The 23,478-nt window shown below is 64.3% G+C and carries 18 protein-coding genes and 1 pseudogene; 12 read left to right on the top strand and 7 right to left on the bottom strand.

All coding sequences use genetic code 11. The features are described 5' to 3' along the window. Window positions 1-58 precede the first annotated feature (58 nt). The 7 genes from DIE15_RS11605 to DIE15_RS11575 all read left to right on the top strand — a co-directional run bounded on the left by DIE15_RS11605 (window position 59) and on the right by DIE15_RS11575 (window position 7,813). Window positions 59-1,318, top strand: a complete 1,260-nt coding sequence (locus tag DIE15_RS11605; RefSeq protein ID WP_124833391.1) for an alpha/beta hydrolase — start codon at window positions 59-61, stop codon at window positions 1,316-1,318. A gap of 16 nt (window positions 1,319-1,334) precedes the next feature. Then, window positions 1,335-2,198, top strand: coding sequence for a VOC family protein (locus DIE15_RS11600; protein WP_057928383.1), 864 nt, complete (start codon window positions 1,335-1,337; stop codon window positions 2,196-2,198). Between the two features lie 22 nt (window positions 2,199-2,220). Next, window positions 2,221-3,906: an AMP-binding protein gene (locus DIE15_RS11595; protein WP_057928440.1), complete on the top strand. Its 1,686-nt coding sequence runs from the start codon at window positions 2,221-2,223 to the stop codon at window positions 3,904-3,906. Window position 3,907: 1 nt separating this feature from the next. After that, window positions 3,908-4,690: an Asp/Glu racemase gene (locus DIE15_RS11590; protein WP_124833254.1), complete on the top strand. Its 783-nt coding sequence runs from the start codon at window positions 3,908-3,910 to the stop codon at window positions 4,688-4,690. A gap of 1 nt (window position 4,691) precedes the next feature. Next, window positions 4,692-5,189 carry a thioesterase family protein gene (locus DIE15_RS11585; protein ID WP_124833253.1) on the top strand — a complete coding sequence of 166 codons (498 nt, stop codon included), beginning with the start codon at window positions 4,692-4,694 and terminating at the stop codon, window positions 5,187-5,189. Further along, window positions 5,189-6,328 (top strand): FAD-dependent monooxygenase, encoded by a 1,140-nt coding sequence (locus DIE15_RS11580; RefSeq protein ID WP_124833252.1) that lies wholly within the window; start codon window positions 5,189-5,191, stop codon window positions 6,326-6,328. Before DIE15_RS11585 ends, DIE15_RS11580 begins: the two co-directional genes overlap by 1 nt. Before the next feature lie 144 nt (window positions 6,329-6,472). Next, the gene (locus DIE15_RS11575) at window positions 6,473-7,813 is read left to right on the top strand and encodes an MFS transporter (RefSeq protein WP_124833251.1); all 1,341 of its coding nucleotides are present in this window, start codon (window positions 6,473-6,475) and stop codon (window positions 7,811-7,813) included. Window positions 7,814-7,940: 127 nt separating this feature from the next. Here the strand turns inward: DIE15_RS11575 and DIE15_RS11570 are convergent, their stop codons facing one another. Further along, window positions 7,941-8,327, bottom strand: coding sequence for a nuclear transport factor 2 family protein (locus DIE15_RS11570; RefSeq protein WP_063791561.1), 387 nt, complete (start codon window positions 8,325-8,327; stop codon window positions 7,941-7,943). 147 nt (window positions 8,328-8,474) lie between these two features. Between DIE15_RS11570 and DIE15_RS11565 the strand changes: the two genes are divergently transcribed. Then, window positions 8,475-9,374, top strand: coding sequence for a LysR family transcriptional regulator (locus DIE15_RS11565; RefSeq protein ID WP_057928377.1), 900 nt, complete (start codon window positions 8,475-8,477; stop codon window positions 9,372-9,374). 54 nt (window positions 9,375-9,428) lie between these two features. On the opposite strand, the gene DIE15_RS11560 is transcribed toward DIE15_RS11565, so the two are convergent. The 6 genes from DIE15_RS11560 to DIE15_RS11535 all read right to left on the bottom strand — a co-directional run bounded on the left by DIE15_RS11560 (window position 9,429) and on the right by DIE15_RS11535 (window position 16,081). Beyond that, on the bottom strand, window positions 9,429-9,905 hold the full coding sequence (locus DIE15_RS11560; RefSeq protein WP_124833250.1) for a nuclear transport factor 2 family protein: 477 nt from the start codon (window positions 9,903-9,905) through the stop codon (window positions 9,429-9,431). Window positions 9,906-9,924: 19 nt separating this feature from the next. After that, window positions 9,925-10,755 carry an SDR family NAD(P)-dependent oxidoreductase gene (locus DIE15_RS11555; RefSeq protein ID WP_057928376.1) on the bottom strand — a complete coding sequence of 277 codons (831 nt, stop codon included), beginning with the start codon at window positions 10,753-10,755 and terminating at the stop codon, window positions 9,925-9,927. Further along, window positions 10,752-11,651: an NAD-dependent epimerase/dehydratase family protein gene (locus DIE15_RS11550; protein WP_124833249.1), complete on the bottom strand. Its 900-nt coding sequence runs from the start codon at window positions 11,649-11,651 to the stop codon at window positions 10,752-10,754. Before DIE15_RS11550 ends, DIE15_RS11555 begins: the two co-directional genes overlap by 4 nt. A 182-nt stretch (window positions 11,652-11,833) precedes the next feature. Further along, window positions 11,834-13,309, bottom strand: coding sequence for a benzaldehyde dehydrogenase (locus DIE15_RS11545; RefSeq protein ID WP_124833248.1), 1,476 nt, complete (start codon window positions 13,307-13,309; stop codon window positions 11,834-11,836). 111 nt (window positions 13,310-13,420) lie between these two features. Continuing rightward, on the bottom strand, window positions 13,421-14,977 hold the full coding sequence (locus tag DIE15_RS11540) for a GMC family oxidoreductase (protein WP_260428231.1): 1,557 nt from the start codon (window positions 14,975-14,977) through the stop codon (window positions 13,421-13,423). Between the two features lie 201 nt (window positions 14,978-15,178). Continuing rightward, window positions 15,179-16,081 (bottom strand): LysR substrate-binding domain-containing protein, encoded by a 903-nt coding sequence (locus tag DIE15_RS11535; protein WP_057928372.1) that lies wholly within the window; start codon window positions 16,079-16,081, stop codon window positions 15,179-15,181. A 540-nt stretch (window positions 16,082-16,621) separates the two neighbouring features. Here DIE15_RS11535 and DIE15_RS11530 point away from each other — a divergent pair. From DIE15_RS11530 to DIE15_RS11515, 4 genes and pseudogenes are all read left to right on the top strand, one after another. Then, a complete protein-coding gene (locus DIE15_RS11530; RefSeq protein WP_124833246.1) occupies window positions 16,622-17,971 on the top strand; it encodes an MFS transporter in 1,350 nt (449 codons plus the stop codon). A gap of 380 nt (window positions 17,972-18,351) precedes the next feature. Next, window positions 18,352-18,813, top strand: coding sequence for a (2Fe-2S)-binding protein (locus tag DIE15_RS11525; RefSeq protein ID WP_057928371.1), 462 nt, complete (start codon window positions 18,352-18,354; stop codon window positions 18,811-18,813). Further along, the gene (locus DIE15_RS11520) at window positions 18,810-21,134 is read left to right on the top strand and encodes a xanthine dehydrogenase family protein molybdopterin-binding subunit (RefSeq protein ID WP_124833245.1); all 2,325 of its coding nucleotides are present in this window, start codon (window positions 18,810-18,812) and stop codon (window positions 21,132-21,134) included. Before DIE15_RS11525 ends, DIE15_RS11520 begins: the two co-directional genes overlap by 4 nt. Before the next feature lie 394 nt (window positions 21,135-21,528). Further along, window positions 21,529-23,356: pseudogene (locus DIE15_RS11515) on the top strand (acyl-CoA dehydrogenase). Window positions 23,357-23,478 lie beyond the last annotated feature (122 nt).

The raw sequence follows: 23,478 nt of genomic DNA, 5'->3' as shown, positions 1-23,478 counted from the left end.
TGAATTTGACATCATCGTCAAAAAACATATACTTGTGTCAAATCAAGGAGACGACTCGATGAACGATCTGACTGAAGGGCTCGCCGACACGCAGGCTCGCGCGCTGGCGATCGACTGGTTTCCGCAAACGCCGCCGCAGTCCGCCCGGCAGTTCGGCGTGACATTGCGGACGGAGGATGGCGCGGCGACCTCGGGCATCCTGTATCGCGGCGAGTCGTCGAAGACGGTGGTGTGCCTGATGCATCCGCGCGAGAACTTCGCGTTTCACTACATGATTCCGGCCTTGCTGAACGCGGGTGCGTCGGTCTGGGCGCAGGCCAGTCGATCGGTCGGCAACGACTTGCGTCTCGAGCACGAACTGGCGTTGCACGATGTGGCTGCCGGCATGCGCTACTTGCGCGAGTCGGGTTTCGAGCACATCGTGATGCTCGGCAACTCCGGCGGCTCGGGGTTGTACAGCCTTTACCACCAGCAAGCCACGCGTCCGGCCGAAAGCCGGATTGCGCGGACGCCCGGCGGCAGGGCGACACAGCTTGAAACGGCCTCGTTGCCCGTGGCGGACGCGATGATCTATCTTGCGCCGCATCCGGGTCAGGGCCGTCTGCTGCTCGGCTGCATCGATCCGGCGGTGACGGACGAGGCCGATCCGCTTTCCGTCGACGACAGCCTGAACGCGTTCAATCCGGCAAACGGATACTCGCGCGAACCCGGCCAGACCCGGTACAGCCCTGAATTCGTGACGCGTTACCGGCAGGCCCAGCGCGAGCGCGTCGCACGGCTCGACGAGCACGCCCGTGCACTGATCGCGGTGCGGCAGGACGCGCGGCGGGCCGTGAAGGAACAGCGGGCGACGTCGCGTCAGAAGGCCGAGGCGAATCACACGCCGGTCCTGACGGTCTGGCGGACCGACGCCGACCTGCGCTGTCTCGACCAGACGCTGGACCCGTCGGATCGTCTGCCGGGTTCGCTGTGGTCGTCGAACCCGGTTATTTCGAACTACGGATCAGTCGGCTTCGGTCGCTTGTGCTCGCCCGAGTCGTGGTTGTCGACGTGGTCCGGGATTGCGTCGAATGCGGCGCTCGAGCTGACCGCACCTGCGGTCGAGGTGCCGGCGCTACTCGTGGAATACACCGGCGACCAGACGACGTTTCCCGACGCGATCCGCGACATCTTCGCGGCGATCGGCGCGACTGACAAAACCCATCTGCGAGTGCGCGGCGATCATCATGGCCGGCCGCTCGGATCGGGTGAGGAGGCCGGCCGCTATGTCGCCGGGCGGCTGATTGCGAACTGGCTGAAAGAGCGAGATTTCCTGTAAAACGAGGAGTTCCAGCATGAACCTGTCATCACCGCTCCGGCTGAAAGGAGTCGATCACACGGCCCGACCCACCTGGAAGTTGCGCGAGACCGTCGAGTTCTATCGCGACATTCTGGGGTTGCCGCTGATCCACACCATCTCGGCGCGCGGCTGGGGCCCGGAAACGCACCCGGACTTCCTGCATTTCTTCTTCGACAGCGGCAACGGCAGCACGATCGCGTTTTTTTACTATCTCGGCGAGCCGCAGCCGGCGGATCGTCCGTCGATGCCGCCGACGCCCGACGATCACGTGTTCGATGCGACGCATACCGCATGGCTGGCCGACAGCGAGGCCGAGCTGCTGGCCTGGAAGGCGGCACTGGAAGCAAGGGGTGTCGAGGTGTCGTCGACCACCCGGCATGAAGTGATCGAGTCGATCTACTTTCGCGACCCGAACGGCTATTTCATCGAGATCACGGTGAAGCTGCGCCCGCTGCAGCAACTGGACGAGCAGGATGCGGCGCTGACGCTGCAGGCCGCCATCAACGCCGAACGCGCGGCGGCGCCGTCAGCGGGTGGTGTGCGGGCGATCGATATCGTCTGGCGCGAAAAAGGCAGACTGCTCAGCAGCGCATTCGGGATCGCGAGCGATGCGCCGGGCATGTTCGTCCCAGCACTGGCCGAATTCGCAAGCGTCGTCGACGCCGCCCGGCAGAACGCCGAATATCGGGTGTCGCAGCCGTCGGCCGATTATTTCCTGATCGAAGGCCGGACGGCCCTCGAATTCGACCGCAAGGCACTCGGGATGAAACCGGCAGTGTGGTACGGGCTCTTCACCGGTGGCCTGCGCGGCAGCATCGAAGTGTTCGACAAAGACCGCGTGCGTGTCGTGGCCGCATAGCCCGGAACAGGAGGAGATGACCATGACGGGCATTCATTTTCCGATCGACGGCGTCGTCTATTGCGATCCCGCCGACGCGCGGCGTTACCTGCGGGCCGGCGCGTGGATCGACCGCACGTTCGGCGAGGCATTGGCGGAGACGGCGCGGCGGCTCCCGGACAAGGCTGCATTCATCGCCGACGACCGGACGCTGACGTTTCGCGAACTGGACGAGCAGAGCGACCGCCTCGCTGCAGCACTCGTGCGTCTCGGACTGAAGCCGGGCACGCGCGCGATGTTCCAGATGGGAACGACCATCGATACTGCGCTCGCATTGTGCGCTAGCTACAAGAGCGGTGTCGTGCCGGTCTGTTCGCTGCCGCAATACCGCGAGGTCGAAATCGGCAAGCTCGCCGACCTCGCGCGACCGGAAGCCTACTTCGTGCAGGCCGATATCGGCCGCTTCGATCTCGTCGGGTTTGCGCAGACGATGTGCCGCGAACACGCATCTTTCCGGCATCTGATCGTTGCGCGCGGCGACGCGCCGGCCGGCGCACAGTCGATGTCGGAGCTGGCGTCGTCACTTTCGCTGGACGAAGCGCGACGGGTGCTGGCCGACGTCCGGATCGGATCGGAGGACGTGCTGAGCTTCCAGTTGTCCGGCGGCACGACGGGCGTGCCGAAGATCATCCCGCGCTTTCATGCGGAATACCTCGGCCATTCTCTGGCGTGGTCGCGGCATGTAGACGGCGGCGAGCACGCCACGCTGATCTGGTCGCTGCCGTTGCTGCACAACGCGGCGCACCTGTACGCGCTCGTGCCGACGATCGCGGCAGGACAGACCACGATCCTGATGGCGTCCGTCGACGTGGTGCAGATGGCCCGGCTGATCGAGCGGCACCGCGTGACGCATGCGGTGTCGATCGGCCCGGTGGCGCCGCAGATCATGGCGAATCCGCAGGTGCTCGACCACGATCTATCGTCGCTGAGGCTGTTCTTCTGCCTCACGCGCGCCGACAACCTCGAATCGTACCTCGGTGTGCGTTGCTCGAATATGTACGGTACGACAGAGGGATTGCTGATTGGGTCAGGCGCAGGCGTCGACGAACACGTTCGCCATCACACGCACGGCCGCTCGGGATGCGACCAGGACGAGCTTGTGCTGCTCGATCCCGACAACGAGGCGCCGGTTCCCGTGGGGCAAGTGGGCGAACTCTGCTTTCGCGGGCCGTCCAGTCTCCGTGGTTACTTCAGTGCACCGGAGGCCAACGCGACGGCCTTTACGAAGGACGGCTTCTTCCGCACCGGCGACATGATGCGCGCGCATGTGATCGACGGCGTCATGTATTTCTCGTTCGAGGGACGCCTGCGCGACAACATCAATCGTGGCGGCGAAAAGATTGGCGCGGAAGAAGTCGAGGCGTTCCTGAGCCATCACCCGGCGGTGCTCGACGCGAAGCTGGTCGCCATGCCCGATCCGGTCTACGGCGAGAAAGGCTGCGCGTTCCTGATCCTGCGGCCGGGACATGTCTCACCGACGATCCCTGAGCTGATCGACTTCCTCGGCGCACAGGGCCTCGCGAAGTTCAAATGCCCGGAGCGCATCGAAGTGGTGGACGAATTTCCGGTTACCCGGGTCGGCAAGGTGGACAAGCCGGCCATGCGACGCACGATCGCCGCCATTCTCGAGACGGAGCAGTTGTCCCATCCCCCCAGGCAGGAGCAATGACATGAGCCAGGTCAGCTATCGAATCGGCCAGATCGTACCCAGTTCGAACACGACGATGGAAACGGAAGTACCGGCGCTGCTGCGCCGCCGCGAACTGGTTGCGCCGGAGCGCTTCACGTTTCATTCGAGCCGTATGCGCATGCACAAGGTGACGAAGGAAGAGCTCGTCGCGATGAACAAGGAAGGGCTGCGCTGCGCGGCCGAGCTCGCGGATGCGCGCATGGACGTGATGAGCACGGCATGCCTCGTCGCCATCATGGCGATGGGACCGGGGTACCACCGGACCGTCGAGCGTGAGCTGGAGGAGGTGGCGCGGGCCAACCGTTGTGATGCGGCCGTGATGACGTCGGCCGGTGCGCTGATCGACGGGCTGCGCATCATGGGCGCGCGTCGGATTTCGCTGATGGCGCCGTACATGAAGCCGCTGACGAAGCTGGTGGTCGAGTACATCGAGAGCGAAGGCATCGAGGTGATCGATGCGCTGTCGTTCGAGATTCCAGACAATCTCGACGTCGGCCGCCGCGATCCGATGCGACTCGTGAACGATGTTGCGCGGCTGAACACCGCGAACGCCGATGTCGTGGTGGCGTCCGCATGTGTGCAGATGCAGTCGCTGCCGGCGATCGAGACGATCCAGGCGTCGCTCGGGATACCGGTGACTTCGACTGCCGTGTGTACCACGCGGCGGATGCTCGACAAGCTCGGCCTCGATGCGGTGATTCCCAGCGGCGGCGCGCTGTTGACGGAGGCGTACGCCGGTCGTGTCGCCGCGGCGGAGGCCTGACATGAACGTGACGTCAGGGTTCGACGCGGGCCCGTCGGAGTGGCTCGTCAGCGAGCATCCGTTCGTGGTGCGGCGTTGCGTGAAATGGGGCGAGTGCGATCCCGCGGGTGTCGTCTATACCGTGAACTTCAGCGAATACGTGATCGCACTCGCGAACCGGTTCTACGCGTACCTGCTCGGCGGGTCGCTCGAATCGGTCAAACGCGAACACGGGTTCGGAACGCCGGTCAAGGCGTTGAGCTTCGTGTTCAACCAGAGCCTGCGCCCGGACGAACTGTTCGATATGCGGCTCACCGTCACGGATGTGCGCGAGCGCTCGTTCGATCTGACGGTCGAAGCGGTCGACCTGTCCGGCGCGAGCGTGTTCTCGGCAAAGCTGAGCCCGATCTGCGTCGCGCGTCCGGAGCGCCGCTCCATCGCGATTCCGCCCGCGCTCCGGGCGAAGTTGCTGGAGCGGCTGGAGGGAAAGGCCGTGCCGACATCGGAAGGAGAAGCGTGATGAAGATCGATGTGATCGGCGGTGGTCCCGGCGGGCTGTTCTTTGCCTACCTCGTCCGGAAGCAGAATCCGGACTGGCGGGTCCGGGTATTCGAACAGAACGGTGCAGACGCAACCTACGGATGGGGCGTCGTGTTCTCGGGCGTGGCGTTGTCGTTTCTCGAGCAGGTGGATCCTGCATTCTTTCGCCGTTTTACGGCGCTGCATGCACGCTCCGATCATATGGAGATCGTGCATCGCGGCGTGCACGTTCCGATCGACGGCAACAGTTTCTCGCGCGTCGCCCGGCTGGCGATGCTGCAGTTCCTGCAGGCGGAGTGCCGCGCGGTGGGTGTCGAGCTGCACTTCAACGCGCGAGTGGACGACGTCGGGCGACTGGACGATGCCGACCTCGTCGTTGTTTCTGATGGGGTACATAGCCGTACGCGCACGCAGTTGGCGTCCGCTTTCAGGCCGTCGTTCACGCAGCGCCGCAACAAGTTTGCGTGGTACGGCACGTCGCGGCTGTTCTCTGCCGTCTCGCTGATCTTTCGCGAAACGCAATACGGGGTATTCATCGCGCACAGCTACCAGTACAGCGACCGGATGAGCACGTTCCTGGTCGAGACCGATCCCGATACGTGGCGGCGCGCCGGGCTCGACGGGATGGACGATGCCGGCAGCCGTGCGCTGTGCGAGGACGTCTTTGCCGACGACCTGCAGGGACATGCGCTGCTGTCCAACAAGTCGGCGTGGTTCGAGGCCGTGACCGTCAGGAACGAGAACTGGCACGACGGCAATCGGGTCCTGCTCGGTGATGCGTTGCGTTCGGTGCATTTTTCGCTGGGCTCGGGCACGCGCATGGCGATGGAGGATGCGATTGCGCTGAGCGACGGCGTGTGCCGGCATCGCGACGATCTGGGCGCCGTGTTCGAGCACTTCGAGACGGTCCGGCGTCCGGCGTCGGAACGCTTCCAGCTGGCGGCCGCGAAGAGCCTGGATTGGTACGAGAACGTTGCCGACCGGATGCACCTGGATCCGTATGCATTCACGTACGACTACATGCTGCGTACCGGGCGCGTCACCCACGACGACCTGCTGAAGCGCGCGCCGGAGTTCATCCGGCAGTACGACGCGCAGCGTGCGGATGCGGCGGGTTGATGTGCGTCGCGCGGCAGGCGTGAATGGGTAGGACAAGAAGGCGGACCGCGATCACGCGGCCGTCCGGATCGTCATGAGGCGGCGAAGGGTTGCGGCGAATCCGCCGCAACTGTAGAAACCCGTCAGGGCACGGAGGAGACAATCATGGCTGCGTCGTCGGACGAGGCGGTTCTTTCGGTATTCGATGCGCGCCCGATGGGGCGGCTGCAATGGCTTGCGCTATCGCTGTGCGGTTTGTGCATGGTCGTCGATGGATACGACGTGCAGGCGATGGCTTATGCCGCGCCGGCCTTGATGAAGACATGGGGTATCGAGCGGGCGGTGCTGGGGCCGGTATTCGGCGCAGGACTGCTCGGCATGTTTGCCGGGTCGTTGCTGCTTGCGGGATTGGCCGACCGGATCGGGCGCCGCCCGTTGCTCGTTGCCGCGAGCGTATGGGTTGCCGGCTGCATGGCGGTGACGACGCACGCGGGTACGCTCGATCAACTGATTGCCATCCGGTTCGCGGCGGGTATCGGGATGGGCGCGATCGTTCCCAATGCGATGTCCCTGGCCGGCGAGTACAGCCCGCGCCGCTTTCGGGTGACGCTGATGATGGCAGTATCGTCAGGCTATATCGCCGGCGGTGTGCTGGGGGGCGCCGTGGCCGCGTTCGTCATCGAGACCCTCGGATGGCGTGGCGTGTTTCATGCTGGTGCGTTGCTGACGGCCGTACTGTCGGCGGCGATGTGGATCGCATTGCCCGAATCGCTTCAGTTTGCCTTGGCACGACGCCCGGGGCGACCGCAGACGCTGCGTCTTCTCCAGCGCGTGGCGCCCGACACGACGTGCGCATCTCAATTCCGCACGGAGAGGCCGGTTCGGCAACATGCGGTCGCGACATTGCTCGGCGGCGGCAGGGCCGTGGCGACGCCGCTCCTGTGGGGCGCGAATTTCGCCAACATGCTGTGTGCATACTTCCTTGCAGCGTGGATCCCGTTGCTGATGGCCGGTACGGACGCGTCGCCTGGCACGCCAGTGCTTGCGGGCACGGCGCTGTGGCTGGGCGGACTGCTCGGAAACTGGCTACTCGGGCTGCTGATCGACCGCCGGGGCTACGCCGTGGTGCTGATCGCGAATTTCGCGGTCGGCGGCATGGCCATCGTCGGGATCGGCATGTTCCATTCGTTGCCGATTCCCGCACTGGCCTGCATCTCGCTGGCAGGCTTCTGCGTGCTCGGCGGGCAATCGGGCCTCAATGCGTTGGCCGTTGTTCTCTATCCGAGCGCGGCGCGGGCGACAGGCGCCGGATGGGCGCTAGGTATCGGGCGGCTCGGCGCCGTACTGGGGCCCGTCGCAGGTGGTTACCTGATGGCGATGACGTGGACGGCGGAGCAGACCCTGATTGCGTCCGCATTGCCCGCGATGGCCACGGCGGCGGCGGTCGGCATGCTGGGCCGGATCTGCCGACAGGGCGCCGTGCCGGTTGCGCAGACCGCGGCGTGATGCGGGCTGCCAGTCGGATTGGCGCGGTACGTCATTGCATTGCGTAGCCGTGCGATGCTCGATTCGGTGCAACCGGAACAACGAGCCGCGCGGCACGGAGTCGTCCGTGCGCACACCGGTGGCGTACTCATGCCGGCAATGCGGTGGTCTGGTGCAACGCCAGCCGCCACGCGTCCTGCTCGCGGCGCCAGACAACCGTGAACACCGAGTGAAGGGTGCGTGGCGTGCCGCGCAGCGTGACGCTCATCTTCACGGTGCCGTTGACGAAAAAGGCCGCATCGCCGAGCGGCTCGACAAAAGCGATGTCGCGATCGGCAGAATGATAGACGACGGCGCCGGTTTCGATGGATGCGAGATAGGAGTGCTTGTCGTCGTTCAGCCCGGTCGAATGAATGAACCGGAGATCGTCGGACAGCAAAGCGGCGAGCGCGCGGGCTTCGCCATGCAGGATACGGTTCCAGCGGAGTGCCTCGAGTTCATTGGCGAGTTGCAGGAGGGTTGGTTCGGTGGTCATGAGGTCGTCCTGTCGGAGGCGGTTTAACGTCGTCGCACATGTCGCGCGGGATATCGGGAAAGTTATCGTCTTTTCCAACGAGAATTAAGTCAGGTAGAGTTCCCCGCTGAACGGACAATCTGTCCGCTATTCAAGGAGCGTCGGCTCATGGACAGCTTCGCGCTGAACGTTTTTGTACAGGCTGCGGATACACGCAGTTTCGTTGCGGCTGGCCGCGTACTCGGCATCTCTGCATCGGGCATCGGCAAGAGTGTGACGCGGCTCGAACAAAGCCTTGGGGTGCGATTGTTTCATCGCAGCACGCGCAGCGTTGCGCTGACGACGGAAGGCGCGCTGTTTCTCGAGCGCGCGCGGCGAATCCTCGCGGAGTTCGATGCGGCGCAGGCCGAGCTGTCGGAGGCGAGTTCGGTTCCTCGCGGGCGGCTGCGGATCGGCTTGCCGATGGTCGGCGATCCGTTCCTGCCGGTGTTTGCAGCGTTTCGTCAGCGTTATCCGGAGATCGAACTCGATCTCGATTTCGACAACCGCATGGCGGACATCATCGACGAGGGCTACGACGCCGTCGTGCGCAGCGGCGACGTCGACGATTCTCGTCTGACCGCACGGCCGCTGGGCCGTTTCAGGATGATGCTGGTCGGCGCGCCCGACTACTTCGCGCGACGCGGGACGCCGTTGCATCCTCGCGAACTCGGCGGGCACGATTGCATCCGATTCAGGATGCCGAATACGGGGAAACTGCAGACGTGGCGGCTGCGGTGCGACGCGGGCGACGAGCAAGAGCTGCAATTGCCGACTGCGATTACGTGCAATACCAACGAGGCCCGCATGTATTTCGCGGTCGCGGGTGTCGGCATTGCTTACGTGTCGGAATTTTCCGCGCGTGATGCGCTTGATGCGGGGCAACTGGTGACGGTGCTCGACAACTACGTGGCCGAGCAGAATACGTTTCAGTTGCTTTGGCCGTCAGGCCGTCATGTGACGCCGCGATTGCGTGCATTCATCGATTTTCTCTCCGAGCACGTGCAACTCGACAAGACGCGTCGGTGACGCGGGCATGCAGGCAAGGATATCCCGCGCCTGCGCCCGCGTCTGCGTCCGTGCTTACTCGTGTGCAGCCGCTTCGCTTCCCGCGATCGGCTTCCAGTTCGGCAGCGGGGTCAGGTAGTGCAGCTCGAATCGGCGCTGCGTAAAGGCCCAGCGGCCCTTCCGGCGTTCGAAGGTGTCGTGATACAAACCACTGATCTGTGCCGGGCCAAGTTCGACGTGAGTGACGAGCGCATCGAGCGCTACTTTGCCGGACGCGCGGTCATCGTCGATATCAAGCAGTGGATTGGCCATCCAGTGATGCATGTGCGGCATTTGCTGCCAGTTCCGGTGTGCCGATTCGACGATCGCATCGATCCCCGTATAGTTGCCGAAGGCGTCGCCGAGCAGCAGACGCGCGTCGTCGTGCCAGATGTCGCGCAGCAGCGCCTCGTCGTGAGTGTCAAACGCCTGGTTATACGCCGCAATCAGACGTTCCAGTGCAAACCGGCTTTCCAGCGCGTCGAGTCGCGCTTCGTAGTTCTGCATGTTCATCAGGGCTCCACAAGATAATTCAGAAATCGGTGGAAAGCGTCAGGTCGCGCCACGCGGCAATATCGTCGGCTACTGCCGCCAGCTTCGCTTCGACCACGTGCAGGGCGTCCGCGCCGGCGACAAAACGCAGCGGCGGTGAAGAGTCTTCAGCGAGACGGACGAGTGCAGTGGCGAGCTTGTCCGGATCGCCTCTCTGCTGGTGGTTGCGCTTCTCGAACACGGCTTTTGCTCCGCTCCAGAATGCCGCATAGTCATCGATCGGCAGATCGCCGTAGCGCAGAACCTGGCTGTCGAGAAAATTGGTGCGAAACGCACCCGGTTCGACGATGGTGACCTTGACGCCGAATGCCGCGACTTCCTCGGCGAGCGACTCGGAGAATCCTTCGATCGCGAACTTGGAGGCCGAGTACATCGATGCGCCACTCACCCCCTTGAAACCACCGTTGGACGACATGTTGATCACGTGCCCCGCACGTTGCCGGCGCAACACGGGCAGGACTGCCCGCGTGACGTTGAGCGTGCCGAACACATTGGTGGCGAACTGGCGTTCAATCGCTTCTGGCGCGATCGTCTCGAACGGTCCGAACTGCCCGTAGCCGGCGTTGTTGACCAGCACATCGATTCGTCCGAAGTGCGTGAGGGCGGCAGCGACTGCGGATTCGGCCTGCTCCGGGTGGCGGATGTCGAGCTTCACGGTCAATGCATCGGTGCCGTAAGACTCGTACAGCTCGCCAAGGCGTGCCGTGTCGAGATCGCTCACGACGACGCGGTTTCCGGCCGCGAGCGCGGCCTTTGCGATACTGGCGCCCAAGCCATTTGCGCCGCCAGTGATAAACCATACCTGGCTCATGCGGACATCTCCCGTTCGATCCATGTTTGTGCCGACGTATGCACGGGTTGCCAGCCGAGCTCCCGGCGTGCGCGTCGTGCCCGGACGCGGCTGTTGGTGCCGAACGTGTAGTGGGTGTGCATTTCGCCCCAATGCGGCAGTGCCTCTTCCGCTTGCCATGACTGAACCGGCTCCATCCCGAGTCGAGCGGCGATTGATGCACCGATTTCCGCGAACGACGCCTCACCGTTCTCGGCGAAGTAATAGGCACCGGCGGGCGCATCGTTCAGTGCAAGCAGATAAAGTTCGGCCAGGTCGGCGACATGCACGTTGGACCATCGGTTCAAGCCGCGCCCGACGATACGGACGACACCAGTCTCACGTGCATGTGAGACGAGAAACGGAATCTGGAAACTATCCGCAGTCAGACCTGAGCCGGTACCGTAGACATTGCTCGGGCAGATGACGATCGAACGCACGCCGACGTCCTTTGCCGCCAGGATGCGTAGCTCGTTGTCACGCCGCGGCTGCTTGAAGGGCAGCACGACGAATGGGGTGTCCTCGTCGTAGATCGCGTCCGTGGCGCTTTCCCCACGCGCATCGTCGGCGATCACGCTCGACCCGCTGGTGTGGATGAATGGCTTGTTTGATGCGTGCAGTCCGTGCAACAACGCGTCGATTGCACTCGCATGGTCACTGTCGGCGGCATTGATCACCCCGTCGGCGTTGGAGGCTTCTCGCGTCAGCAGTGCGCTGTCGTCGAGATTGCCGATGACGGGATCGATCGACATGGCGCTCAGGCGAGCTGCCTTTTCGCGGTCTCGAACGAGTCCACGGACGGTATGACCCGCTTCGACGAGTCGTCGTGAAACGGTTCCTCCAATAAAGCCGGATGCTCCGGTAACGAAGATGCGCATGATTGAGTCTCGTGTCGTAGAAGGAGCTTCGAGGCTACCTGCTTCGGAGGTGGGGACAAACCCGGTCTGCGCTCCACTCAGAACGGACGGGATGTCCGGAGTCGAGCAGTGTCTCGCCGTGTTCTTCGAAATGCGTGGGGCGCGTGATCCGGCCGTTGGCGTCCCCGCCACCGCAGAAAAGATCAGAACGGATACGTCGGGATCTGTTGGCGAGTCGTGATCCATTGCCACTCGCTGAACTGGTCGGCGTTGGTCAGCGTGCCGTGATTGAAGCCGTTGCCGGATGTGCCGATGCCGCCGATTGGACCGTAGACTTCATGCAGGACTGTCTGGTCGTTTATGTGAATGATGCCGGCGTGCAGCCGGTCCGCAATGCACTGCGCGTGAGCGAGATCGGCCGATGCAACGGTGGCGACCAGCCCGTAATCGGTGCCGTTGGCCAGTGCAACGACCTCGTCGTCGCTGCTGAAGGTCGTTATGGGCGCGACGGGCCCGAAAATCTCCTCGTCGAATGCGGCCATGCCGGGGCGCACGCCGACGATCACCGTCGGTTCGAAGAACAGCCCGCTGCGCGTGCCACCGGCCAGGACGATGGCGCCCTGATCGCGCGTGACGGTGACGATTCGATCCACATTCGCCGCTTGCTGCTCATTGATGATCGGGCCAATCTGCACGCGCTCGTCGAACGGATCGCCGACCACGAGTGCCTTGGCCTTGCGCACGAGTGCGGCCGCATAGGCCTCGGCGACGCGCTCGTGGACGAGATGCCGGCCAGCCGTGAGACAGATCTGCCCCTGGTGGAAGAACGCTCCCCATGCGCCGGCGCTTGCTGCCGCCTCGATATCGGCGTCTTCGAGGACGATGTACGGGTTGTTGCCGCCGAGTTCGAGCGACACACGCTTCAGCTGGCCACCCGCGATTGAACCGATCTGCCGGCCGACGCGGGTTGACCCTGTGAAGCTGATCATGTCGACGAGCGGTTCGCTGACGAGTGCCGCACCTGTGTCCGCACCACCGGGTATGACGTGGAAGAGTCCTACGGGCAGGCCGGCTTCCTCGAACAGACGGGCGAACGTTACACCGCCGGCGATCGGCGTCTGTACGTCGGGTTTCAGAATCACGGCGTTGCCCATCGCCAGCGCGGGACCGATTGCCCGGGAACCGAGAATGAATGGCGAGTTCCACGGTGTGATGATACCGATCACGCCGACCGGGATGCGGCGCGCGATACTCTGGCGGCCGGCCTCGGCCGTGGCGACGAGCACTCCCTGCGGTTGGCTGCCGAGGGTAGCGGCTTCGAGGACTTCGCGTGCCGAGACTTGCACTTCCCACAGCGCCTTGGCGCGAATCGACCCGGTTTCCCTGACGATCTGGTCGGCGATCTCGTCGGCATGGACGAGCGCGAGCCGGGCGAACTCCCGCAGCACGTCGCCGCGCTTCGGTCCGGGTACGCTTGCCCACGCCTTTTGGGCCTCGCGTGCAATGGCTGCAGCCTTGGCGACATCCTGCGACGATGCAATGCCGATGGAGCCCAGACGTTTCCCCGTTGCCTTTTCCAGCACGTCTTCCGTGTTAGCGAAATGGGATCGGGTCCATCCGTTGCTGTAGATCTTTTCGCTCCATACGTCTGCGGGCGAGAGAAGGGCCTTGCTGGTCAAGATTTTTCTCCTGTCATGAAACGTTCAAATCGAACAAGATTTGAACTACTGATTAAAATACAGTCGAGTCGCTGGCGGAGCGGTGCACTTACCGATACGAGTGCCGTTCGCTCAGGCCGTCATCGTCGCGGCTATACGCTCGGCAAGCATGATGGTCGTCACGTTCGTCGGCGCGGAAGGGATCTCAGGCATGATTGACGCATCGACTACCCGCAATGCGTCGACGCCACGCACGCGACCCCACGGGTCGACAACGGCGGACGAATCCGACTCGGCACCCATCGGTGCGGTCGATGTCGGATGCAGGTAGGCCGCGACATTGGCAACGATATTGGCGCGCAATGCGGCCGGATCGTCGGTACGGATGCCGGCACCCGGCGCCATCTCGCGATAGACGAGCGAGGAGAATGGTGCCGTCCGCCCGATTTTTCGCGACAGCTGGACCGCCTCGGCCATCCGGTCGAGATCGTTCGTGTCGCTGAAGAAGTTGTAGCGAATACGGGGCGCGACACGCGGATTGCGGCTTGCCAACCGAAACTGGCCGAGCGACTTCGGTAACGTGACCGCGCAGGCAAGCACGATCGCGGCGCCGGTCGGGCTGATCTTCGGGTCGACCAGATGCGTGGCGGAAATCTGCAGGTCGAGATCGTCGGATGCTGCGCTGAGCGAACCGGTCCAGACAATCGCCCCCGCGGCGGGTGTCATCGCATTGGCTTCACGCTTCAATGCGTAGACGTTGTAGAAAAACGGATGGTCCTGTAGCCGGTTTCCGACCGGAAGGTCTACGACGGCAGTGATACCCAGATCCCGCAGGTGCGAGGATGGGCCGATGCCTGAGCGCATGAGGATCGAAGGGCTGCCAAACGTACCTGAACAGAGGATGACCTCTCCTGCGGGAATGAATTCCCCGCTGATGAGCTTCACACCCATTGCGCGTTTGCGCTCGATCATTACGCTATCGACTTCGGCCTCGCCGCGGATGACGAGATTGGGGCGCGCACGCACGGCGGCAGTCAGGTATGCCATGCCAGTGTTGATTCGTACGCCGTCGACGACGTTCAGCGCATAGTAGCCGACACCGCGCGGATCCGGACCGTTAAGATCCCGTACGTGACTCAGACCTAGAGCCTGCGAACCATCGACGAATGCGCGCATCGCCGGCGTGTCTTCTTCGGCCGTTCTTTGACGAATCGGGAAGGGACCTGAGCGCCCATGCCATGCATCATCGCCGGACGGCGTGTTCTCCATCGCCTTATATGCGGGGAGAACGTCGTCCCACGACCAGCCGTCGATGCCACGCCGTGTCCAGCGAGCGAAGTCGGAGGGGCGCGCGCGCATCGCCACGGCCGCGTTGACTGCGGAACTGCCGCCGACGACACGGCCACGAGGGACGGGGATGTTGTGGCCAAGGCGGGCGGCATCGTCAGTGTGGTAATGCCAGTCGTAGGTGGGTGAGCCCGCAACGATATTGGCATTCTTGAGCACCGCCGGATAGCTGCCGGGCGCGAAGTTCGGTCCCGCCTCAAGCAGCAGGACGCTGCGGTTAGCGTCGGCGCTCAGTCGCGCAGCAAGCACTGCACCAGCTGAGCCGCCACCGACAATCACTATATCGAATGCAGTCTTTGATCGTTCACCTGCAGTGGCCTTGAGGCCGGATACGGCACTCATTGCCGCTGCGGCTCCGGTGACGAGAACATCGCGTCTTGACATCTTCACTGTCTGTCTCCTGAATATGTTTCCGGTGCGTGCTGGCGTCCGGTAGCGTTTGCCGAAAGGAATCTTGCGGCAGTGTGTTCAGGATGGCGTTGGATCAGGAGGGCAACAAGATGGATATTTGGGAACCTGCGTCCAGTTGGCTGGACGATCTGGTCAGGACACCGCTTCGGGAATTCTCTGGGCGAGATAGTCGAGAAAGACACGCACGGACGGTTGCATACCGTGTCGGAATGGAATCACGGCAGTGATGTTGGCTTCACCAGCCAGCCAGTCAGGAAGGACACGCTGAAGAGCGCCCGTCTGAATCTCATCGCGACACACATAGTGAGGCAACGCAATGATGCCGAGACCGTCTCGTGCGGCCTGTTTGAGCGTGACGATATCGTTGCCAGCCAGCCGCGGCTTGAGCGGAACGACAACTTCGCCCTGCGTCGGATGTTTCAACTTCCACGTTTGCGGGTGACCGTGCCGAAGCATGATCAGCGTGTCGTGTCGGGTAAGGTCGCCGATCGAGAGTGGTATGCCACGCTGCTGGAGATAATCCGGTGCGGCGAACAGGAACCAGGGTGCTGGCGCAAGCGTGCGCTGCACCAGCGCGGAGTCTGAAAGTGGGCCAGTGTGTGCCCGCAACGCGAGATCGTAGCTTCCGCCGACGATGTCGACCTGATCGTCACTAACGTGCTGGATGACGTTAACTTTGGGATAACGTTTGATGAAGTCGGGCAATATCTGCCGGATTGCAAACAGCGATGTTGCTGCAGCAGTTGTGAAACGAATCGTGCCGCTGGGTTCGAGGAGGCGCTCTCGGACGACAGCTTCGGCAAGCTCTGCTTGCTCGAGGGTAGCGACGGCGTGACGATAGAACACGTCGCCGGCATCGGTCACGCTCAGGCTTCGGGATGTCCGGTTGATCAGTCGAATACCCAACGCGGCTTCAAGCTGCTGGAGGCGATGGCTCACAGTTGATTTGGGCACGTCGAGATTACGGCTCGCAGCTGTGACTCCGCCACATTCCACGATTCGAACGAAATAACGAAAGTCATTGAGGTCGAGCATTTGCGCACCTTATCGTTCAATCTAGAGCGTTGTGATTCCATCAGTGGCGTTGAACGGGCATCCGGGAGCGGTCCACCGTGCAGGCGCCTTGCTTGAGTGCCTCTGCTTGAGCGCGCCTGGATATCATTTGACTATTGTGTCAAATATCTGTCTGATATGTCGAGTAATATTGCGTGGCGCAGGTGTGCCGCTGCCTGGGGATAACGCAGTTCACCTGGAGAAGCTGCACAACCCGACGTCACGTGTTGACGATTTCGCACGGTTCGTATCGAGGCAGCGGCGCATGTTCTTGCGCCACGAGCCAGCGGGATATCGATCCTTCGTCGGATACACCGGCCAAGGGCTGATGTCGGTGAGTGCTATAGGTGTTTTGAACGCCATCAAAACAGCAAGTACGGGTTGCTAGCCAATCTGACGATAGTAGTCGATATACCGGTATCGCAAGAGGACTGCTTAGCACTTGCGCGAAGTCGTAGCATGACATGCACGTCGTGACTTCAATGCGTGACGATGCGGACCACCCCAACACAGGGACACCTCATGCCAGAATTTCGGGATCATCCCACCGTCGCGGCCGTCCCGCCCGTTGACGATCCTGGCGGCTTCGGCCATTGGCGACGCAATCTCGTGGTCTGTGTTTTTGGATCATTTGCGATGGCCGTTGCCATGACGCTCATGCTCCCGTTCTTGCCCCTCTACGTTGAGCAGCTCGGCGTTTCTGCCCCGCCTGCTGTGATCCAGTGGTCCGGAATCGCATATGGCGCGTCGTTTTTTTCCGCTGCCCTGACTGCGCCACTTTGGGGACGCGTCGCTGACCGCTACGGTCGAAAGCTTACGCTCGTGCGCGCGAGCCTTGGGATGACGATCGTCATGTCGTTGATGGGATGCGCGCACACTGTTGAACAGCTCGTAATTCTTCGTTTGTTTGCCGGGCTCCTCGGTGGTTACACGTCTGGCTCGATGGTACTCGTGGCGACGCAAACGCCGAAGGCGCGCTGTGGCTGGGCACTCGGCGTGCTGTCGTCGGGAATCGTGGCGGGTAATGTCGTGGGCCCGCTGATCGGCGGTACGCTGCCATCGATGATCGGCATCCGCGCGACGTTCCTTGCTGCGGGCGCGGTAATCGGCGTCGCGTTTGTCGCGACCGTGTCATTTGTGAAGCGCGACTACCCAACCGCAAAGCGCGGCGAGCATGCGACCGAGAATAAGGGGTGGGGTGCGGTTCCGGACAAACGTCCAATTGTCGCTATGCTGCTGACAGGAATGCTGCTGCTGCTGGCTAACATGTCGATTGAGCCCATCATCTCCGTGTACGTGGGTCAACTTGTCACCACACCTGACCACGTCACGTTGGTCGCAGGTCTCGTGATGTCGGGCGCGGCGCTCGGCAGCATTCTGTCTGCATCATGGCTCGGCCGACTTGCCGATCGGATTGGTCACTGGCGCGTTATCGTAGGGAGCCTCTTCGCATGCGCGATCCTGCTCGTACCACAGGCGTTCGTTACGCATGCGTGGCAGTTGATCGCGCTGCGCTTTTCGATGGGCATTGCACTCGGCGGGTTGTTGCCGTCTATCGCAAGCGTGATTCGGCATTCGGTACCGCCCAATGTGACTGGCTCGATGCTCTGCTATTCGACGTCTGCGCAGTATGCGGGCCAGGTCGCCGGCCCGCTCGTCGGTAGCTACTTCGGCAGCCACTACGGGATGCGCTCGGTGTTTTGGAGTACTGCGTTGCTGATGTCGGTCGGCGTGCTCGTCAACTGGATCGTGCTCACACGCATTCGACATCGCCCGACGAACGTGCGGCCATCGGGACACTGCCGGGCTGACGTACTTTGCAACGGCACGCCAGCGCGGACGCGCGTAGCAGAAGCAAATGCCGAGGGATGAGGGCGCGGTCCATGTCAACGCCCGGCGGCGCACCGGCGAACTGGTCCGAGAGACACGCGCCAGGCGTCGACGACGCCGAAGCGGTTCGACCGAACTGATGCTCCGACCGCCCGAATCCGCCGAATCGCCCCGATCCGACGACAATCGCGAATTCATCTGATAATACGTGCGGCGATCCACACGAACGAGCAATCGTCCGAACCCCGCCAAACCGTTGCACAGGCAACCGGGCGGCAGCATCGCCGCGATTGCGTCGTCACCCGACGCAATCCGAAAACGAAACGGCGTCAGGCCCACCTGGTCGTTCGGAATGTGCCCAGCGCCGTTCAAATCCCCACCCGACGCCCACGCGACGCGGCGCCGCAAACAGGAGGTGAACGATGATCACGCTGACCGTCAACGGTAGCGAACAGCATTTCGACGGCAATCCCGACATGCCGTTGCTCTGGTATCTGCGCGACGTCCTCGGCCACACGGGCACCAAGTTCGGCTGCGGGATGGCGCTGTGCGGCGCGTGCACCATCCATCTCGACGGCGTGGCCATCCGTTCGTGCATCACGCCCGTCGCGGCCGCCGCCGGCAAGAAAGTGACGACGATCGAGGGCCTGTCGACGGACGTGAACCACCCGCTGCAGCAAGCCTGGCGGGAACTGAACGTCGCGCAATGCGGCTACTGCCAGTCTGGACAGATCATGCAGGCTGCGTCGCTGCTGAAGACGAATCCCCATCCGAGCGATACCGACATCGACGACGCGATGTCCGGGAACATCTGCCGCTGCGGCACCTATACGCGCATTCGTGCGGCGATCCGGCTGGCGGTGCGCCGCGGAGGTGCCGCATGAACGCACCGGAACTCTCCATCCACAACGAAAGCCGCCGGGCCTTGCTGCTCGGCTTCGCATCCGGCGGGCTGCTGCTCGCATTCGGCGTGCCGTCGATCGCGCGCGCGGCCGCGCCGGTGCAGCCGCCGGTCAGCCCGAATCCGCAGTACGGCGGCGCGGGCATGCCGCACGGATTGCGCGACGATCCGAACCTGTTCGTCGCGATCGCGCCGGACGGTACGGTCACGGTGACCTGCATTCGCTCCGAGATGGGCCAGGGCGTGCGAACGAGCGTCGCGCTGGTGGTGGCCGACGAACTCGGTGCGGACTGGGCACGCGTGAAGGTTGCGCAGGCCGTCGGCGACGAGCCGCGCTACGGCAACCAGAACACCGACGGTTCGCGCAGCCTGCGACAGAGTTTCGCGGCGCTGCGGCGCGCGGGTGCGGCCGCGCGCACGATGCTCGAGCAGGCCGCGGCGACGACGTGGGGCGTCGACGTGCGGCAGGTGAAGGCGAAGGTGCACGAGGTCGTCGATATGAAAACCGGGCGCAAGCTCGGCTTCGGCGAACTGGCCGCGAAGGCGGCCGCGCTGCCGGTGCCCGATACGAAAACCGTGCCGTTGAAGGGGCTGGCCGAGTTCCGCTACATCGGCAAGGGCACAACGGCATTGATCGACGGACGCGACATCGTCGGCGGCCGCGCGCACTACGGGATCGACACGCGGCTCGACGGCATGCTGTACGCGGTCGTCGCGCGTCCGCCGGCCTATGGCGATACGGTCGCATCGTTCGATGCGTCGGCCGCGGAGAAGCTGCCGGGTGTCGTCAAGGTCGTGCAGCTCGCGTCGACGCCGCTGCCGTCCGGGTTCCAGCCGCTCGGCGGCGTGGCCGTGATCGCGCGCGACACGTGGACGGCCATCCAGGCGCGTGCGCAACTGAAGATCGACTGGAAGCACGGGCCGCACGCAGGCTACGACTCGGCCGCCTACCGCAAGACGCTCGAGGCGGCGGCCTCGCAGCCGGGCGACGTGATCCGCAACGACGGCGATACGGCCGGGGCGCTTGCGGGCGCCGCGAAGCGGGTGCGTGCGACGTACTACATTCCGCATCTCGCGCACGCGACGATGGAGCCGCCCGCGGCGGTCGCGCGCGTGGCTGACGGCCGCTGCGAAGTGTGGACCTGCACGCAGGCGCCGCAGACCACGCGCGACGAAATCGCGAAGGCGCTTGCGCTGCCGGCCGAGCGCGTGACGGTCAACGTGACGCTGCTCGGCGGCGGCTTCGGCCGCAAGTCGAAGCCGGACTACGTGGTGGAGGCGGCACTGCTGTCGAAGGCGGTGGGGGCGCCGGTCAAGCTGACGTTCACACGCGAGGACGACATCGCGCACGACTATTTCCACGCGGTGTCGCTGGAGGCGTTCGACGGCGGCCTTGATGCAGCGGGGAAAGTGGTCGCGTGGCAGCATCGCACGGTCGCCCCGTCGATCCAGTCGACCTTCAGGGCCAGCGTCGTGCACGAGCAGCCGGGCGAGCTCGCACAAGGTATCGCCGATCTTCCATTCGCAGTCCAGAACGTACGGATCGAGAACCCGGCCGCGGAAGCGCATACACGGATCGGCTGGTTTCGTTCGGTATACAACATTCCGCACGCGTTCGGGATCCAGAGCTTCGTGTCGGAACTTGCGCACGCGGCGGGCCGCGATCCGAAGGATTTCCTGCTCGACCTGATCGGGCCGGCGCGACGCTTCGAGCCGCACATCACGGTGAAGAACGTGAACTACGGCGAGGATCCGGCGTTGTATCCGGTCGATACCGGGCGGCTGCGGCGCGTGATCGAGACAGTCGCACGTGAAGCCGGCTGGGGCCGCAAGCTGCCGAAGGGGCATGGGCTCGGGATCGCCGCGCATCGCAGCTTCGTGTCGTACACGGCGGCGGTGTGCGAAGTGCAGGTCGGCGCGGATGGCGCGATTACGGTGCCGCGCGTCGACATCGCGATCGACTGCGGCCCGCAGGTCAACCCGGAGCGCGTGCGCTCGCAGCTCGAAGGCGCGGTGGTGATGGGGCTTGGCATCGCGCTGCACGGCGAGATCACGTTCAAGGACGGGCACCCGGAGCAGAGCAATTTCAACGGCTTCCAGGTGCTCAGGATGAACGAGGCGCCACGTGAAATCCGTGTGCATCTGGTCGCGCCGGACGACTATGCGACACCGCTCGGCGGCGTAGGCGAGCCGGGCCTGCCGCCGGTCGCGCCGGCGCTGACCAATGCGATCTTCGCGGCGACCGGCACGCGGATTCGCAGCCTGCCCGTCGCGGATCAGCTCGCGAAGCAAAAGGTGGGTTGATACGCGGTCGCGCGCCGGGCCATACGCGTGGTCCGGCGCGCGTACGGGTTGCCAGCGTCTCCGGCGCGGCGCACCGATCGAATGCCTGCGCTCCCTGAACGGTGGCGCGGGAGTTCCGAGCATTGTTGTTTTAGAACGACCGTGCTAAATTCTCCGCCAGCACCTGCAGTCACCGACCCAATCATCCGGTTCCGGCAACCGGAGCCAATGGGCGCGCCGGCGCGCCGCCCGACCGCGAGGCATGGGACCAAAGTAAGCGCTAAAGCGCTAACTCTGGTCGACAGGAGACAGACGTGATGGAGCATGTATCGATCGAGCGCCCGCCGATCGAGCGGGCCGCGCACGAGCGGCCGTCGGCGACGCGGGAAAGGCGAGCCACGAGGAGGGCGTCACGATGAGCCTGTTGATGTCGCGACGCGACCTCGCGTTCCTGCTGTACGACTGGCTCGATGCCGAAGCGCTCGTCGCGCTGCCGCGCTATGCGGAACACAGCCGCGAGACGTTCGATGCGGTGCTCGACACCAGCGAGCGGATCGCGGCCGACCTGTTCGCGCCGCATGCGGCGCGCGGCGATCGCGAGGAGCCGCGCTTCGACGGCGAGCGCGTGACGCTGATCCCGGAAGTCGAGCCGGCCGTGCGGGCCTTCGCCGATGCCGGCCTGATCGCCGCGGGCCAGGACGAAGCGTTCGGCGGGATGCGGCTGCCGAAACTCGTCGAAGCCGCATCGTTCCTGTTCTTCCAGGCCGCGAACATCGCGACCGCCGCGTATCCGTTCCTCACCGTCGCGAACGCGAACCTGCTGCTCGCGCACGGCAGCCCTGCGCAGATCGACGCGTTCGCGCGTCCCGAGCTGGAAGGGCGATTCTTCGGCACGATGTGCCTGTCCGAGCCGCAGGCCGGCTCGTCGCTGTCCGACATCGTCACGCGTGCCGATTTCGAATGCGCGTCGCCGCTCGGCCCGCGCTACCGGATCACCGGCAACAAGATGTGGATTTCCGGCGGCGAACACGAGCTGGCGGAGAACATCGTCCACCTCGTGCTCGCGAAGATTCCCGACGAGCACGGCAGGCTCCAGCCCGGCACGCGCGGCATCTCGCTGTTCATCGTCCCCAAGTATCTGCCGACCGAAGACGTCGCCGCGCGCGGCGAGCACAACGACGTGGCGCTTGCCGGCCTGAACCACAAGATGGGCTATCGCGGCACGACCAACTGCCTGCTGAACTTCGGCGAGGGCACGCGCCATCGTCCGCAGGGACGCGCCGGTGCGATCGGTTACCTGGTCGGCGAGCCGAATCACGGCCTCGCCTATATGTTCCACATGATGAACGAGGCGCGTATCGGCGTCGGCGCGGGCGCGGTGGCGCTCGGCTATACCGGTTACCTGCACGCGCTCGACTATGCGCGCAACCGGCCGCAGGGGCGTCCGCTCGGACCGGCCGGCAAGGACGCGGCCGCGCCGCAGGCGCCGATCGTCGCGCATCCGGACGTGCGGCGCATGCTGCTCGCGCAGAAGGCGTACGTCGAAGGCGGGCTCGCGCTGATCCTGTACTGCGCGCGGCTCGTCGACGCAGCGCGCGCACGGTGATGCGGCAGTGTGTGCCGAGGCCGCGCAACTGCTCGACATCCTGACGCCGATCGCGAAAAGCTGGCCGTCGCAGTGGTGTCTTGCGGCCAACGATCTCGCGATCCAGGTGCATGGCGGCTACGGCTATACGCGCGACTATCCGGTCGAGCGGCTCTATCGCGACAACCGCCTGAACCCGATTCACGAGGGTACGCACGGCATCCAGGCGCTCGACCTGCTGGGCCGCAAGGTCGGACAGGACGACGGTGCGCTGCTGCGCACGCTCGATGCGCGCATCGGCGCGACGATCGAACGCGCACGGGCCGCGGACGGCGACGCACGCGCGCATGCCGATGCGCTCGCTCGACGCTGGGCGCGGCTCGTCGACGTCACGCGCGCGCTGGCCGCGCTCGGCGATCCGCAGGTGCGGCTCGCGAATGCGAGCGTCTATCTGGAGGCATTCGGCCATCTGGTCGTCGCGTGGCTGTGGCTCGACGTGACGCTCGCCGCGCACGGGCGCGACGGCGATTTCCACGACGGCAAGCGTGCCGCCGCGCGTTACTTCTTTCGCTGGGAGCTGCCGAAGGTGGATGCGCAGCTCGATCTGCTGGCGAGCGCCGACACGACGACGCTCGACATGCGCGACGCATGGTTCTGAGTGTCGCGCTGCACGGATGACGGCGTGGCGGTGCAGGCCGGTGCGCCTGCGCCGCGCGCCGGTCGCGCGGGCGTGTCCCGCTGACGTATCGATGCGCGGCGACGTCGCGCGAGGAGAGAGGA

It is taken from the genome of Burkholderia sp. Bp9031 (genome assembly GCF_003857965.1).
In the GTDB taxonomy this organism is placed as follows: domain Bacteria; phylum Pseudomonadota; class Gammaproteobacteria; order Burkholderiales; family Burkholderiaceae; genus Burkholderia; species Burkholderia ambifaria_A.
The sequence above is the reverse complement of the archived record's forward strand: the minus strand, read 5'-3'. Positions and strand labels throughout refer to the sequence as shown.